This window comes from Acidovorax sp. SUPP2825 (genome assembly GCF_030158995.1).
GTDB lineage: Bacteria > Pseudomonadota > Gammaproteobacteria > Burkholderiales > Burkholderiaceae_C > Paracidovorax.
Genome location: NZ_BQXK01000018.1, coordinates 1 through 16,304, shown reverse-complemented (window position 1 = coordinate 16,304; position 16,304 = coordinate 1). Strand labels below are relative to the sequence as shown.

Genomic DNA, 16,304 nt, shown 5'->3' with positions numbered 1-16,304 from the left:
GCATTCATTGTGCTGGAGCCACTTTTTACCTTGGATTCGATCATGCAGTTCCATCCCCTCACCGTGCAAAGCCGCACGCCCACCCCGCTGGGCGACGTGCGCCTGTCCGCCTCGCCGCTGGGCCTGTCGGGCCTGTGGTTCGACGGGCAGCGCCACCAGCCAGAAGCGTTGCTCGACGGCCCCGGCGCCTGGCCCGTGGACGACGCCCATCCAGTGCTGCTGCGCGCCAAGGCCCAGTTCCACGAATACCTGGACGGCCGGCGCACCCGCTTCGACCTGCCGCTGGACCTGTCGGGCGGCACGCCGTTCCAGCAGGCCGTGTGGCAGGCGCTGCTGGGCATTCCCTGCGGCGCCACCACCAGCTACGGAGCCCTGAGCCGCCTGCTGGAGCGGCCGCTGGCCGTGCGCGCCGTGGGCGCGGCGGTGGGCCGCAACCCGGTGAGCGTGATCGTGCCGTGCCACCGCGTGGTGGGCTCGGCGGGCAGCCTGACGGGCTATGCCGGCGGGCTGCCGCGCAAGGCCTGGCTGCTGCAACGCGAAGGCGCGGTGCCAGCTGGCAGCGGGGGGCACAACAACCGACCGGGCACGCTGCCGCTCTTTGCCGGCGAAGCACCTGCCGCCGCAGGGGCCACGGCATGAGCGCGCGGGCGGCCGGCGCGCCGGGTGCCGTGGGCGCAGCGCCCAAGGCGTGGCTGGGCGAGTTCATCGTGCTGTCGGCGCTGTGGGGCGCCTCGTTCCTGTTCATGCGGCTGGGCGCGGCGGAGTTCGGCGCGCTGCCCGCCGCCGGCCTGCGCGTGGGCCTGGCCACGCTCTTCCTGTGGCCGATCCTGCTGCGCCAGGGCCAGTGGCCGGCGCTGCGCCGGCACTGGCGGCCGATCATGCTGGCCGGGCTGATCAACTCCGCCATTCCGTTCGCGCTGTTCGCCTGGGCGGTGATGCACCTGGCGACCGGGCTCACGTCCATCCTGAACGCGACGGTGCCGCTCTTCGGTGCGCTGGTGGCCTGGGTGTGGCTGGGCGACCGCATCACGCGGCTGCGCTGGCTCGGGCTGGCGCTGGGGTTCATCGGCGTGGCGCTGCTGGCCTGGCGGGCGCCGGCGGGCGTGTGCCTGAAGACGGGGCACGCCGGCTGGGCGCTCGGGGCCTGCCTGCTGGCCTCGTCGTGCTACGCGGTGGCCGCGAGCTTCGCGCGCCGCTACCTCACGGGCATTCCGCCCCTGGCCACGGCCACGGGCAGCCAGCTGGGCGCCGCCCTGGGCCTGGCGCTGCCGGCGATCTGGTTCTGGCCTGCGCAAACGCCCGGCCTGCGCGCCTGGGCCGCGGTGGTGGCGCTGGCCGTGCTGTGCACCGGCATCGCCTACATCCTGTACTTTCGACTGATCGCCCATGCCGGGCCCAGCCGGGCGCTGGCGGTGACCTTCCTGGCGCCGGTGTTCGCGGTGTTCTACGGTGCGGTGTTCCTGCACGAGGCCGTCACGCCGTGGATGGTGGGCTGCGGGCTGGTGATCGTGTGCGGCACGATGCTGTCCACCGGGCTGATCGGGCCGCGGCGCCGCACCGGCGCGGGCTGACGAACCACAAAAAAGGCCGTCGGGGCGCCAGGGCCCCGGCTCATGCCTACTGCGCGGCCTGCGCTTGCAGTGCCCGGACGATGTCGGCGCGCAGGGCCAGCAGGGGCGCGTGCAGCTCGCCCACCACCGCCTCCAGCGGGTCGCCGGTCGAGACGCTGCAGTTGAGCACGTAGATGGCATCGGCCGTGGGCAGCGGCGTGGCCAGCGCCACGACCTCGGGCTGCCACGCCGCGGCGCAGAAGTTCCGTGCATGGACGCTGGCCCGGGCGTCGTCGATCTCCCGCTCGATCGCTTTCCACTGGCCCCGCCGGCGCGCCTTGAACACCTCCAGAAGCGCCTTGCGCTGCGGGGCCGGCGCCACGGCCAGGTAGGCGCGGCCCAGCGACGTCAGCTCCATGGGCACGCGCTGGCCGGACACGACATGCCGCAGCACGATCCGCCGGTTGTACCGGATGGATTCGAGGTACACCATCTCGTCGCGGTCCGGCGCGGCCAGCCCGACGTTGATGCGCCGCGATTCGGCCAGGGCCCGCATCAGCGGCGCGGCGGCCGAGAGCACCCGCGAGCCGGTGCGCATCGAATGCGCCAGGCTCAGCACCGCGGGTGCCAGCCGGTAGGCGCGCCGGGCCGGGTCCCACTGCAGCATGCCCGCGCCCACCAGCGTCTGTGTGAGCCGGCTCACCGTGGCCTTGGACAGGCCGGTGCGCTCCACCAAGTCTCCGTTGCCGAGCAGTTCCGAGCCCGGGCGGAAGGCGCGAAGGATCTCGATGCCCCGCTCCAGCGAGCGGTTGGATGGCGACTGCCCGGGCAGGTCCGGGAGGATGACGGAGCGGGTCATGAGAGGGGTTTTCCTGGCGCCCGGCCTGGGCGAGCGCCGATTGTCCAGCGTGCCGGCACCCTCGTCTAGTTTCACTGGTTGGAACAGCGGGGGTCACAAGACGGGAGGAACTGCCTAAGCTTTGGGCAGCCCGGCATGGCACACCGATGGGATGCCGGACGCGACCAGACCACAACAGGAGACAACGCAATGCCCACCCCCTTCGCTCGCCGATGCGCGAGAGCGATTTCCCTCTTTCTCGCACTGGCCTGCCCGCTCGCCCCGGCCTGGGCCGGGTTTCCGGACAAACCCCTCAAGCTCGTCGTGCCCTTCGCCCCCGGCGGCGGCACCGACCTGATCGCGCGCACGCTGGGCGCGGAAATGTCCAAGGACCTGGGCCAGCCGGTCATCATCGAAAACAAGCCCGGCGCCGGCACCATGATCGGCACGGACAACGTGGCCAAGAGCCCGCCGGACGGCTACGTGGCCGTGGTGGCGTCCTTCGCGCATGCCATCAATCCGGCGCTGCAGCCCAAGCTGCCCTACGGCAGCAACAAGGCGTTCCAGCCGGTCATCCTGATCGGGCGCGGGCCCAACGTGCTGGTGGTGCGGCCCGAGAGCCCGTACAAGACCGTGGCCGAGGTGGTGGCCGCCGCCAAGGCCCAGCCGGGCAAGCTCACTTACGCATCGCAGGGTGCGGGCACCTCCGCGCACCTGGCCGGCGAAATGTTCGGCAACCTCGCCAAGGTATCGCTCACGCACATCCCCTACCGCGGCGCGGGCCCGGCGCTGACCGACCTGCTGGGCGGGCAGGTGGACATGATGTTCGCCACCGCAGCGGCGGTGTCCACCTTTGTGGACACCGGCAAGCTGCGCGCCCTGGGCGTGACGACCGCGCAGCCCTCCGACGCCTTCAAGGGCATTCCGACCGTCGCGGCCACGGTGCCGGGCTATCGGGTGGAGAGCTGGTACGGCCTGTACGTGCCGGCCGGCACGCCCGCTCCGGTGGTCGAGCGGCTCAACGCGGCGGCGCAGAAGGCGGCCCGCTCGCCCGACTTCGTTCGCAAGCTCGAACACGAAGGCCTGGTGATCAACGCCGGCCCCCCAGCGGAGCTGGACACCTACGTGCAGGCCGAGGAGCAGCGCTGGGCCCGGATCATCCAGGAAAACAGCATCAAGCCCGACTGAACGCCCTGCCCGCCCCCTGCCGGCACCGACCCCGATTCCCCTGTAGAGAGAACAAGCCATGCGCTACACCCTGATCGAACTGCACACCACCGACGCGGTGGCCACCATCACGCTCAACCGCCCCGACAAGCGCAACGCCATGAGCGACGACATGCGCACGGAGTTCATCGACGCGCTCGAAAAGGTGGCTGCGGACCGCAGCATCCGCGCCCTCGTCCTCACCGGCGCGGGCAAGGGCTTTTGCGCGGGCGGAGACATCGCCGGCATGCAGCGGCGCATGAACGCACCGGCGGGCGAGGTCGGCTTCAACGGCTGGCAGCGCCAGCAGCGCGTGCACCAGACGCAGGCGCTGCTGCACACCATGCCCAAGCCGGTGATCGCCGCCGTCAACGGCGCGGCCTCGGGCCTGGGCGCCGACACGGCGCTCGCCTGCGACTTCATCCTGGCCAGCGAATGGGCCAGCTTCACCTGGAGCTACGTGCTGCGCGGCATCGTGCCGGACGGGGGCGGCATGTACTTCCTGCCGCGCCGGGTCGGCCTCTCGCAGGCCAAGCAGCTCATCTTCACCGGGCGCAAAGTGGACGCGGACGAAGCCCTGGCCCTGGGCATCGTGGACCGCCGGACCACGGCCGCCTCGCTGCTGGCCGACGCGCAGGCGTGGGCCAGGGAGCTGGGCAGTGCGTCGCCCACCGCGATCGCGCTCACCAAGACGATCCTCAACCAGAGCTTCGAGCGGACCTCGCACGACGTGTTCTCGCAGGGCAGCCAGGCGCAGGGTATCTGCTACACGAGCAGCGAGCACCGCGCCGCCGTCGAGGCGTTCCTGGCCCGTTCGGCCGCCACGGAGTGATGCCATGAACGAAGCCATCGCCAAGCTGCTGTCGCCGCGCAGCGTTGCCGTCATCGGCGCCTCGGCCGACCCGCAAAAGACCACGGGCCGTCCGGTGGCCTATCTGCAAAAGCACGGGTTCTCGGGCCGCATCCTGCCGGTCAATCCCAAGGTGGAGCGCATCGGCGACCTGCCCTGCTATCCCGACGTGGCCTCGCTGCCCGAGGTGCCGGACGTGGCCGTGGTGTTGCTGGGTGCCGAGCGCGCGCACCAGACGGTCCGGGAGCTGTCGGCGCGCGGCTGCGCGGCGGCCATCGTGCTGGCCAGCGGCTATACCGAAACCGGCGAGGAAGGCGCGCACCGCCAGGCGCAACTCATGGACGCGGCCGGCCGCATGCGCATCCTGGGGCCCAACACCATCGGGCTGGTCAACCTGACCGACGGCATCGTGCTCTCGCTCTCCGGCGCGCTGGAGATGGATGCGTTTCCGGTGGGCGGCATCGGCGTGGTGTCGCAAAGCGGCGGCATCCTGGGGTCGCTGCTGTCGCGCGCGGCGGCGCGGGGCATCGGACTGTCCAAGCTCATCTCCACCAGCAACGAGGTCGATCTGGAACTGGCCGATTTCATCGACCACCTGGCCGACGACCCGGCCACCCAGGTGATCGCGCTGTATGTCGAGGCGGTGCGCCACCCGGCCCGGTTCCGGGCGGCCTGCCTCAAGGCCGCGCGCGCCGGCAAGCCGGTGGTGGCCTTCAAGGTGGGGCGCTCCGAGGCCGGGGCGCAGGCCGCCGTGTCGCACACCGGCGCCCTGGCCGGTGCCGACCGCATGTACGACGCGCTGTTCAAGCAGGTGGGCGTGATCCGCGCGGAGCGCTTCGCCGACCTGCTGGACGTGCCGGCCGCGCTGTGCACCGGGCGGCGCCTGCGCGGCAACCGCGTGGCCGTCCTCACCTCGACCGGGGGCGCGGGCACGCTGGTGTCCGACGACCTGGGCGTGGCCGGCTTCGAGACCCCCCCGCCCGATGCGGCCACGGCCCAGGCGCTGCGGGCCCTGCAGACCGGCAGCGAGGCGGTGCTGGACCGCAACCCCATCGACGTCACGCTCGCCGGGCTGAGGCCCGACCTGCTGCGGGGCGCCATCACGGCGCTGCTGGCCAGCCCGCGCTACGACGCGCTGGTCATCATCGTCGGCTCCTCCAGCCTGGCGATGCCGGAGCTGCTGGCCGGCGCGATCCAGGCCTGCCTGCCGGATTCCGACAAGCCGGTGCTGGCCTATGTCAGCCCGCACGCACCGGAGATCGGGGCGCTGCTGACCCAGCGCGGCGTACCGGCCTTCGCCGCAGCCGAAAGCTGCACCGCCGCGCTGGCCGGCATGCTGCGTGCGAGCCGCTTCGAGGTCTCGGGGGAGCCCGGGGCCGCCGCCCTGGCCCCGGGCCCGGCCGCGTTGGCGCTGGAGCCATTGCCCGGTGGGCCGCTGGACGAAGCGCAGGCGAAGGCGGTGTTCGGCCGCTTCGGCGTGCCCTGCGCGGCCGAGCGCGTGGTGGGCACGGCGGCCGAGGCCGAGGCCGCCGCGCTCGAACTGGGCGGGCCGGTGGTGCTCAAGATCCTGTCCTCGCGCATCACGCACAAGAGCGACGTGGGCGGCGTGGCCGTGGGCCTGCTGCCGCAGACCATCGGCGCGCGGCTGGACCGGATGGCCGATGAGGTCGAGGCCCGGGCCGGCGAGCGTCCGCACCGGTTTCTGGTCCAGCAGATGGTCGCGGGCGGCACCGAGCTGATCCTCGGCCTGCACCGCGATGCGCTGGGCACCGCCGTGCTGCTGGGCATGGGGGGCGTGACGGCCGAACTGTTCCAGGACACCGCCTTGCGCCTGCTGCCCTGCGAGGGCGGCCGGCTCGGCGCGCTGAGCCGGGCCGAGGCGCTGTCCATGGCGCAGGAGCTCAAGACCTGGCCGCTGCTGGACGGCTTCCGGGGCCGGCCCTGCGCCGATGTGCAGGCGCTGGTGGACGCGGTGGTGGCCTTCTCGGCCATGGCCGCGCAACTGGGCGACCGCGTGGTCGAGGCGGAGATCAACCCGGTGTTCGTCCTGCCCCGGGGCCAGGGCGTGTGCGCCGCGGACGGCGTGCTGGTGCTGGCGTGAGTGCGAGCGCCTCCAAGGCCGGCGCCTTCGCTTCGTCCCAGGGTTTTGAAAGCAAAGGACATCCGCCCACCATGCATGCCACCGAAGTCTTCGGGCAATACGCCCGCGCGTTCCACCACACCGCCCTGCCCGATCCGGTGATCCACCACGCCAAGCGCGCCGTCATCGACTGGCATGCCTCGCTGTTTCCGGGCCTGGCGACTGCGCCGCTGGCCCAGCTGGAACAGGTGCTGGCCGACGACCTGGACCGCGGCCCCGCCCGCCTGGGCAACGGCCGCGCCGCCACGGCCCGGGCGGCGGCGCTGTACAACGGCGCGGCAGCGCACGCGGCCGAGGTGGACGACAGTTTTCGCGAGGCCATGTACCACCCCGGCGCGGCCACCATCGCTGCGGCCCTCGCGGCCAGCCAGCAGGCCGGCGCCAGCGGGCTGGCGTTCCTGCGCGCCCTGGTGCTGGGCTATGAGGTCTCGACCCGCATCGGCGTGGTCATGGGCCGGCCGCACTACCGCTTCTGGCACAACACCGGGACCGTGGGCGCCTTCGGTGCCGCGGCGGCGGCCGGCGGGGTGCTGCAGTTGGACGCCGCCCCCTTCGCCCATGCGCTGGCCACGGCGGCCACCTTCGCCGCCGGCCTGCAGCAGGCCTTCCGGATGGACTCGATGTCCAACCCGCTGCACGCCGGCCGCGCGGCCGAGGCCGGCCTGCTGGCCGCGCAACTGGCCGGCCAGGGCGTGACCGGCTCGCTGGATGTGCTGGATGGCGAGGCCGGCCTGGGCCGCGCCATGAGCGACGGCCCGGACTGGTCGCACGCCGGCGACACCCTGGGGCGCGACTTCCACATCACGCGCCTCACGTTCAAGAACCACATCGGCTGCGGGCACACGTTTGCGGCCATCGACGGCGCACTGGCGCTGCGCGCCGCGCACGGGCTGCAGCCGGCCGACATCCGCCACGTGCAGGTCGCCACCTATGGCCCGGCGCTGGACATCGCCTGCTACGAAAACCCGCAAACCGAAAACGAGGCCCGGTTCAGCCTGCGCTTCGTCGTGGCCACCGCCCTGGTACATGGCAGCGTGCGCCTGGCCGCCTACACGCCCGAGCGGCTGGCCGACCCGGCGCTGCGGGCCATGGTCGGCCGCATCGGCGCGGTGGTCGATCCCGAAATCGACGCCGCCTTTCCGGGCCGGCGGTCCGCCCGCGTGGACATCGAAACCCACGACGGCCGCCGCCTGGTGTGGCTGCAGCCGGACCGCAAGGGCGACCCCGAACTGCCGCTGTCGGACGAAGAGCTGGAGGGCAAATTCCTGGAACTGGCAGCGCCGGTCGTCGGTGCGGGGCGCGCACGGCGCCTGCTCGGTCACCTCTGGGCGCTGGACCGGGCGCCGGACCTGCACGGCCTCGCGGCCTGATCCGGGCGCGGCGGCCCGATCCGTCCGCCTTCCGGAAAAACCCGAGAGAGGCGCCCGGCCGCCAACTTTCGTGCGGGCGCTGCTCTGCCATGGTCATGAACCCGTTCTAAACTCGGCCCATGCCCCTCGCGCCCCACTTCCGCATGGATTGTCCTGTCCGGGTCCGTGCCATGGGCCGCCAAGGTGTTCTCCCTTCGGCGCCGCACGATGGGCTATGAAATCTTCTTCCTCGGCGGGCTGCACCTTCTGCTGATCGCGGTGCTGGCGCTGTTGCCCGGCGCGGAACTGCTGCAGCCATCGCGGCGCACGCGGGTGCAGGCTGGGCTGATCGGGGGCCTGGCCTCCGTGCTGATCATGGTGTTCACCCGGGCGTTCGACCCCCTGTATGCCGAATTGCCCCATCCCACGGTGACGGCGGTGTGCACGGTGATGTTCGGCCCGCTGGCCGGGGCGCTGGCGGCCGGGGTCACGGCCGCCGGCTTCTGGTGGCTGTCGGCCGGGCCGCTGCCTGCCGGGCTGGGCGCGATCGGCTCCGTGTTCGCCATCGGCCTGCTGTGGCGCGGGGTGCGGCAGGCGACGGGCCTGAACCTGTGGGTGGTGATCGTGGCCGTGGCCGCCTGCCTGCCGCCGTGCATGCTGTTCTGGCGCGAAGGGCCGGCGGGCTTCCTGCTGGAGGGCGACCTGATGCCCTGGCTGCAGCAGTTGCCCTGGCGCTATGGCATGGGCTTCTTGATCCTGGGTGGGGGCACGCAGCTGCTGTGCGGCCGGGCCCGGGCACTGCAGACGCTGCGCCAGCAGGAGCAGGAACTGCTCATGGCCCTGGATGCCACCGGCGGCGGCCGCTGGGAGTGGGATGTGCCCCAACGCCGGTTTTCCTACCGCGGCAGCTTCTACCAGGCCTTCGGGCTGGAAGACCGGGACACCCGCCGTGGCGCTGGCGCAGCCGCGCGCGACGCGAGCGACTGGCAGCGCTGGAACGAACGCCGCCACCCGGACGACGCCGCCCGCCTGGCCACCTACCTGCAGCGCACGATGGAGGGGCACGAAGACAGCTTCAATGCCGAATTCCGCATGCAGGACATCCATGGCCGCTGGCGCTGGGTGATCGCCCGGGGGCAGGTGGCCGAGCGTGACGCGCACGGCCGGCCGCTGCGCCTGGTGGGCATGGACCTCGATGTGACCTCGCTGCACGAGATGCAGGAGGCGCTGCGGCTGTCGGAGGTCAAGTACACCACCATCTACCAGATGCTGCCCGACCCCGCCGGCGTGGCGCGCCTGTCCGACGGCTGCTACCTGGATGTGAACGAGGCCTTCACCGAGCTGCTGGGCTACACCCGCGAACAGGCGGTGGGCCGCACCTCGACCGAACTGGACATCTGGGCCCATCCCGAGCAGCGCGCGCAGATGGTGGCGCTGCACCGCCGCGACGGCTACGTGGACCGCATGCCGATGGTGGCGCAGCGCGGCAAGCGGCCCATTCCCGGGCTGATGTCGGCGCGGCCCGTGACGGTATCGGGCCAGGAATGCATCGTCTTCGTGTTCCACGACATGACGGCCGAGGAACACAGCCGCGCCCGGCTGATGGACGCCAACCGCCTGCTGCAGCAGGCCGGCCGCATGGCCCGCATGGGCGCGTGGGAGCACATCGTCGGGGAGGGGCTGGTGTACTGGTCCGATGTCTCGTACGACATCCACGGCCTGCCGCCCGACGCGCCGCTGCCGCGCACCGACTACCTGGAGCGGTTCGTGGTGCCGCCCTTTCGCGAAGCCCTGCGCGAGCGCTTTCGGCAATGCATGGTGGACCGGGCCGAATGGAGCATGCAGGTGCAGATCCAGCGGGCCGACGACGGCCGGCACATCTGGGTGACCGCCACCGCCGAGCCCGTGCTGGAAAACGGACACGTCACCCGCGTGCGGGGCGTGATCCAGGACATCGACGAATCCCGGCGCGCCAGCGAGCGGCTGAGCCAGTCGGAAGACCGCTTCGCCCGCGTGTTCCGCCTCATGCCCTACCCCATGGGCCTGTCGCGCCGCGAGGACGGCGCCTACATCGACGTCAACCCCGCCTGGGAGGCCTTGCTGGGCTTTCCACGGGACGAGGCCATCGGCCGCACCGCCGTCGAGTTGGGCATCATCACCCCGCAGGTGCGTGCGGCGCTGGTGGAGTCCGTGCAGGACCGCACCGCCGTCAACGGGCTGGAAATCACGATGCGCACGCGCCGCGACGGCTTGCGCACGGTGCTGCAGTCCATGCACGCCACCGAGATCGACGGCGTGCAGGCCTGGCTGTTCTCGGGGCACGACATCACCGAGCGCAAGCGCATGGAAGACCAGGTGCGCGAACGCGAGGCGCTGCTGTCGCTCACCATTTCAGCCGCCTCCATCGGCCTGTGGGACTGGAACCTGCAGACCGGCACGCTCACCGGCGACCGCCGCTGGCGCGACCTTCAGGGCCTGCCGCCTGCCGCCGGAGACCCCCCGCCCGTGCACTGGACGGCGGGCATGGCACCCGACGACATCGAGGCGGTGACCACCGAACTGGCGCGCCACACCGCTCATCCCGCCACGCCGTTCGACGCCACCTGGCAGATCGCCCTGCCCCAGGGGCCCGGCCGCTGGGTGCGCAACCTGGGCAAGATCGTGGACCACGACGAGGCCGGCCGCCCGCAGCGCATGCTGGGCGTGGGCATCGACGTGAGCAGCCAGCGCGTGCAGGAAGAGCTGCTGCAAAAGCTCGCCCATTTCGATGCACTCACCGGCCTGCCCAACCGGGTGCTGCTGGCCACGCGGCTGCAGCAGGTCATGGCGCGGGCGCGCGAGCGGGGCCGGCTGCTGGGCGTGGCCTACCTCGACCTGGACGGCTTCAAACCCGTGAACGACCGGCTCGGCCACGACGCGGGCGACCGCCTGCTGGTGATCGTGGCCGGCCGACTCACGCGGGCGCTGCGCCCCGTGGACTGCGTGGCGCGGCTGGGCGGCGACGAATTCGTCATCCTGCTGCCCGATCTGGCGACCCGCGCCGACGGCGAGCGCCTGCTGCGCCGGGTGATGGAAAGCGTGGCCGCGCCCTACACGCTGGGCACCGAGCGGGTGGCGGTGACGGTGACAGCCAGCGTGGGCTACACCATCTACCCCGACGACGACGCGGACGCCGATGCCCTGCTGCGCCATGCCGACCAGGCCATGTACGCGGCCAAACAGTCCGGGCGCAACCGTTTCCACGCCTTCGACGCCGCGCAGGAGCGCGCGCTGAAGAGCCACCGCGAACAGGGCGAGAAGGTGCGCGATGCCATCGCGGCGGGCGAATTCGCCCTCTTCCTGCAGCCCAAGGTGGACATGCGCCAGGGCACGGTGGTGGGCGCCGAGGCGCTGGCGCGCTGGCATCACCCGCAACGCGGCACCCTGTCGCCCGGCGCTTTCCTGCACCTGATGGACGGCACCGACCTGGAGACGGTCTTCGGCGAATGGGTGGTGGACACGGCGCTGGACTGCATCGCCGCCCTGCTGCGCGCCGGCCTGCGGCTGCCTGTGAGCGTCAACATCTCGGCCCAGCACCTGCAGCGCGAAGGCTTTGCCGACTGGCTGGCCGGACGCCTGGCGCAGCGGCCCGACGTGCCCGCGAGCCTGCTGGACATGGAGATCACCGAAAGCGCGGCGCTCTACGACATCGGCCACGTCGCGCTGCAGCTGCAGCAGTTGCGCGACCTGGGGGTGACGGTGTCGCTGGACGACTTCGGCACGGGATATTCGTCGCTTACCTACCTGCGCCGCCTGCCCATGGACACGCTCAAGCTCGACCAGAGCTTCGTGCACGGGATGATGACCGACTCGGGCGACCTGGCCATCGTGCAGGGCGTGATCGGCCTGGCGCGGTCGTTCGGCTACTCCATCGTCGCCGAGGGCGTGGAAACCGTGGAGCAAGGGCAGATGCTGCAGCAGATGGGATGCGCGCTGGCACAGGGCTACTGCATCGCCCGGCCCATGCCGGCGGATGAACTGCCGCAGTGGCTGGCGCAATGGCACGCGCCCGAGGGCTGGCGGCCGCGGGGCCTGTAGCGGCGGGCGCGCACCGGCGCCAACATGTCAGCGGCAACGCATTGGAGTCAAAACGGCCTCCAGCACAATCAATACTAGGGCATGGCGCTACAAAAAAAGTAGCAACCCGCGATCATCGGGGCCTGGCCGCCTGAGCGGCCATCGGCTGCGGGCCGTCAGCCCACCAGTTCTTTCACTTGCTGCAGCGCCGCCGGGTCTTCCATCGTGGTCAGGTCGCCCGGGTCGCGCCGCTCGGCCACGGCCTGCAGGGCGCGGCGCAACAGCTTGCCGCTGCGCGTCTTGGGCAGTGCCGCCACGAAGTGCACGCGCGCCGGCCGCGCCACGGCGCCCAGGCGCTGGGCCACCTGCTGCATCACCTCGCCCTCCAGCCGCAGGCGCGCCGCCTCATCGGTAAGCACCGCCGCATCGCGCACCACGGCGAACGCCATGGCCACCTGGCCCTTGAGCGCATCGGCCACGCCCACCACCGCCACCTCGGCGATCTGCGGGTGGCCGGCGATGCTTTCCTCGATCTCGCGCGTGCCCAGGCGGTGGCCGGCCACGTTGATCACGTCGTCGGTGCGCCCCAGGATGAAGTAGTAGCCATCGGCGTCGCGGATGCCCCAGTCGAAGGTGCTGTAGCGCATGGGGCCGGGCAGGCTTTTCCAATAGGTCTGCACGAAGCGCTCGTCGTCGCGCCACACGGTCTGCAGGCAACCCGGGGGCAGCGGCCCTTCGATGGCCAGCACGCCCTTCTGGTCGGGCCCGGTGAGCTCCTCGCCCGTGGCCTCGTCGATCAGCTTCACGTCGTAGCCGTACATCGCCCGGCCCGGGCTGCCCAGGCGCGCCGCCTGCGGCTCCACGCCGCGGGCCAGGGTGAGGATGGGCCAGCCGGTTTCGGTCTGCCAGTAGTTGTCGATCACGGGCACGCCCAGTGCCTGGGCGATCCACTCGGCCGTTGGCGCGTCCAGCGGCTCGCCTGCCAGCCACAGGCCCTGCAGACTGGACACGTCGTGCCGGCACAGAAAGGCCGGGTCCTGCTTCTTGAGCACCCGCACCGCCGTCGGCGCGGAGAACATGTGCGTGACGCGGTACTTTTCCACCAGACCCCACCAAACGCCCGCATCGGGCCGGGTGGGCAGGCCTTCGTACACCAGCGTGGCCATGCCGGCGATCAGCGGGCCATAGACGATGTAGCTGTGGCCCACCACCCAGCCGATGTCGCTGGTGGCGAAGAACACGCCGGGGTTCGCAGCGGCGACTTCTGCACCGCCCTCTGCACCGCCCACGCCGAAGATGTGCCGCATGCTGGCCGCCAGCGCCACCGCATAGCCGCCCGTGTCGCGCTGCACGCCCTTCGGCCGGCCGGTGGTGCCGCTGGTGTACAGCGTGTAGCTGGGGTGCGTGGAGTCCACCCACTCGCAGGGCACCTCGGCATGCAGGTGCTGCTCGCGCAGCGCCGCCCAGTCGTGGTCGCGGCCGGCCTGGCGGGCCATGGGCGCCAGGCCGCGGTCGATCAGCAGCACGGCGGCGGGCGGGTGGCGCGACTGGGCAATGGCCTCGTCCAGCAGCGGCTTGTAGGGCACCACCTTGCCGCCACGCGATCCCGCGTCGGCGCTCACGATGGCCACGGGCTCGGCGTCGTCGATGCGCGTGGCGAGCGACGCGGCCGCGAAACCGCCGAACACCACGGAGTGCAGCGCGCCGATGCGCACGCAGGCCAGCATGGCAAACACCGCCTCGGCCACCATCGGCATGTAGATCAGCACGCGGTCGCCCTGCCCCACGCCCAGCGATCGCAGCGCGGCCGCCATGCGCTGCACCTCGGCATGCAGTTCGGCGAAGGAATAGGTGCGCTCGGTGTTCGTCTCGGTGGAGACGGCGATCAGCGCCGGCTGGCCGGCCCGGTGGGCCAGGTGGCGGTCCACCGCGTTGTGGCACAGGTTGGTGGTGCCCCCCACGAACCACCGCGCGAACGGCGGATCGCTGTCGTCGCAGATCTGCTGCGGCGGGGTGCGCCAGTCGATCAGGCGGGCCTGCTCGGCCCAGAAGGCGTCGCGGTCGTCGAGGGACCGGCGGTGGAAGTCGGCGTAACGGGGCATGGCTTGTCTCCTTGGGATCGTTCTTTTGCCGGGACCGCGCCATTCTGCCCAGGGATCCCGACGCCGCCCTGACAGCGCTGCAGCTTGCCGTGCCCACTGACCGGCCCCCCCACCCCTGTCGCAATGGAGCGAATTCCGCCATGCGAGGCGCCATGCTCTCGTTTGCCCTCCCCACCTTGGCGCATGGCCCACCTACACTTTGAAACATCGGGCAAGGGCATCCACCCCAGTCACCCGAGGCCCTGTTTTCCCATTTTTTCTCTGGCTCAGCGTCTTGGAAGGCACCTTCATGACACCCACCCGTTTCACCATCGGCCGCCGCCTGGCACTCGTGCTCGGCACCATCCTGGTGCTGTTTCTGGTCAGTTGCCTGTACGGCATCGTCCAGCTCCGGGCCGTCACGCAGGAAATGAACACCATGCTCAACACGTCGCTGGCGAAGGAGCGGGCCGCCAGCGACTGGTATCGCAACATCACCAACGGCGCGCAGCGCGTGGCCGCCATCGCCAAGAGCAGCGACCCGTCGCTGGCGGACTTCTTCGCCGCCACCGCGGCCGAGTCGAGCAAGCAGTCATCGGCGCTTCAGCAGCAGATCGAAAAGATGCTGGACAGCGACGCCGAGAGGGCGCTGTTCGCGCAGATCGGAGAGAACCGCAAGGCGTACCTTGCCACCCGCGACGAGGTGTCGCGGCTCAAGAAGGAAGGCAATGCCGATGCGACGGCCCGAGCGTTCACCGAACGCTACGAGCCAGCTTCGGCCAACCTGCAAAAGACCATGGCCCGGATGGCTGACCTGCAGCGCAGCGAACTGGACGCGGCGGGCGAGCGCATCCGCGCGGCCAGCCAGGCCGCCACCGGCTTGCTGACCGCCTTGTGCGTGGGCTCGCTGCTGCTGGCGGCGCTGCTGGCCTGGCGCCTGACGGTCAGCATCACGCGGCCGCTGGCCGAAGCGCGCCAGGTGGCCGAGCAGATCGCGGCCATGGACCTTACCGGCCAGGACCACGGCCGCCACGCCACCGACGAAACCGGCCTGCTGCTGCGCGCCCTGGCCTCCATGCGCGGCGCGCTCGAAGGCTCGCTGATGGAGGTGCGCAACGTGGCCGACTCCATCGCCACCGCCACGCGCGAGATCGCCACCGGCAACGCCGACCTGAGCCAGCGCACCGAACAGACCGCCAGCAACCTGCAGGAAACCGCCAGCTCCATGGAAGAGCTGACCGCCACCGTCCGCCAGTCTGCCGACTCCGCCGCCACCGCCAACAAGCTCGCCAGCTCGGCTGCCGAAGTGGCCGCGCGCGGCGGGCAGGTGGTGACCCAGGTCGTTTCCACCATGGACGAGATCAACCAGAGCTCGCGCAAGATCAGCGACATCATCGGCGTGATCGACGGCATCGCCTTCCAGACCAACATCCTGGCGCTGAATGCCGCCGTCGAGGCCGCACGGGCCGGCGAGCAGGGCCGCGGCTTCGCGGTGGTGGCCAGCGAGGTGCGCAGCCTGGCCGGCCGCTCGGCCGACGCGGCCAAGGAGATCAAGGCCCTCATCGGCAACTCGGTCGAGAAGGTGGCGGCCGGCTCCCGCCTGGTGCAGGACGCGGGCACGACCATGGAAGAGATCGTGAACAGTGTGCAGCGCGTGAGCGACATCATCGGCGAGATCACCGCCGCCACCTCCGAGCAGTCGGACGGCATCCGCCAGGTGAACACCGCCGTCAACCAGCTCGACCAGATGACCCAGCAGAACGCGGCCCTGGTGGAGGAATCCGCAGCCGCCGCGGAAAGCCTGAACGACCAGGCCAGCCGCCTGGCGGCGACGGTGGCGCGGTTCCGGCTCAATGCGATGGGCAGCGCGGGCGTGGCGCGCGGGGCGCTTGGTTCGCCCTCGGGGGCTGGCGTGCCGCGGCTTCAATGAGGGACCGCGGGGGCCGTTTCAGATCGGCGCACGAATCGCTCGGCCGGCGATGGAGCGCATGGCAAGGGAATGTCGGCCTCCTTGCGGTGAAGGTTCTCCACGGCTCGGGGCGCATGGTGCCGATGCCGGCCTGGTCACAGCATCCTTGCCAAAACCGCACGCCATCGAGGCGCCGGGCCTAGAGCGTGTTATGAACTTTGCTCCGTGAGAGCGAAGCCAAGGGTAGAGTTTGCAGATGCCCCGCAAGCCCTACCCAACAGACGTCAGCGATGAAGAATGGAGCTTCGCTGCGCCTTACCTGACC

At 71.3% G+C, this 16,304-nt stretch carries 10 protein-coding genes; 8 read left to right on the top strand and 2 right to left on the bottom strand.

Features of this window, described 5'->3' with window-relative positions:
* Positions 1-42 precede the first annotated feature (42 nt).
* Complete coding sequence (locus AVAK2825_RS19395) at positions 43-639, top strand: methylated-DNA--[protein]-cysteine S-methyltransferase (protein WP_284401927.1); 597 nt, start codon at positions 43-45, stop codon at positions 637-639.
* The gene (locus AVAK2825_RS19390) at positions 636-1,571 is read left to right on the top strand and encodes a DMT family transporter (protein WP_284401925.1); all 936 of its coding nucleotides are present in this window, start codon (positions 636-638) and stop codon (positions 1,569-1,571) included. Before AVAK2825_RS19395 ends, AVAK2825_RS19390 begins: the two co-directional genes overlap by 4 nt.
* Before the next feature lie 46 nt (positions 1,572-1,617).
* On the opposite strand, the gene AVAK2825_RS19385 is transcribed toward AVAK2825_RS19390, so the two are convergent.
* The gene (locus tag AVAK2825_RS19385; protein ID WP_284401923.1) at positions 1,618-2,409 is read right to left on the bottom strand and encodes an IclR family transcriptional regulator; all 792 of its coding nucleotides are present in this window, start codon (positions 2,407-2,409) and stop codon (positions 1,618-1,620) included.
* Between the two features lie 189 nt (positions 2,410-2,598).
* On the opposite strand from AVAK2825_RS19385, the gene AVAK2825_RS19380 reads away from it, so the two are divergent.
* The 5 genes from AVAK2825_RS19380 (at position 2,599) to AVAK2825_RS19360 (ending at position 12,010) form a co-directional block, all read left to right on the top strand.
* Complete coding sequence (locus AVAK2825_RS19380; protein ID WP_284401922.1) at positions 2,599-3,576, top strand: tripartite tricarboxylate transporter substrate binding protein; 978 nt, start codon at positions 2,599-2,601, stop codon at positions 3,574-3,576.
* A 58-nt stretch (positions 3,577-3,634) separates the two neighbouring features.
* Positions 3,635-4,426 (top strand): enoyl-CoA hydratase/isomerase family protein, encoded by a 792-nt coding sequence (locus AVAK2825_RS19375; protein ID WP_284401920.1) that lies wholly within the window; start codon positions 3,635-3,637, stop codon positions 4,424-4,426.
* A gap of 4 nt (positions 4,427-4,430) precedes the next feature.
* Entirely contained in the window at positions 4,431-6,545 is a 2,115-nt protein-coding gene (locus AVAK2825_RS19370) for an acetate--CoA ligase family protein (RefSeq protein WP_284401918.1), read from the top strand.
* Between the two features lie 71 nt (positions 6,546-6,616).
* Positions 6,617-7,954, top strand: a complete 1,338-nt coding sequence (locus AVAK2825_RS19365; protein ID WP_284401916.1) for an MmgE/PrpD family protein — start codon at positions 6,617-6,619, stop codon at positions 7,952-7,954.
* A 207-nt stretch (positions 7,955-8,161) separates the two neighbouring features.
* Positions 8,162-12,010, top strand: coding sequence for an EAL domain-containing protein (locus AVAK2825_RS19360; RefSeq protein WP_284402116.1), 3,849 nt, complete (start codon positions 8,162-8,164; stop codon positions 12,008-12,010).
* Positions 12,011-12,165: 155 nt separating this feature from the next.
* On the opposite strand, the gene AVAK2825_RS19355 is transcribed toward AVAK2825_RS19360, so the two are convergent.
* Positions 12,166-14,091 (bottom strand): propionate--CoA ligase, encoded by a 1,926-nt coding sequence (locus AVAK2825_RS19355; RefSeq protein WP_284401914.1) that lies wholly within the window; start codon positions 14,089-14,091, stop codon positions 12,166-12,168.
* Between the two features lie 289 nt (positions 14,092-14,380).
* On the opposite strand from AVAK2825_RS19355, the gene AVAK2825_RS19350 reads away from it, so the two are divergent.
* Complete coding sequence (locus tag AVAK2825_RS19350) at positions 14,381-16,000, top strand: methyl-accepting chemotaxis protein (RefSeq protein WP_284401912.1); 1,620 nt, start codon at positions 14,381-14,383, stop codon at positions 15,998-16,000.
* Positions 16,001-16,304: the final 304 nt, after the last annotated feature.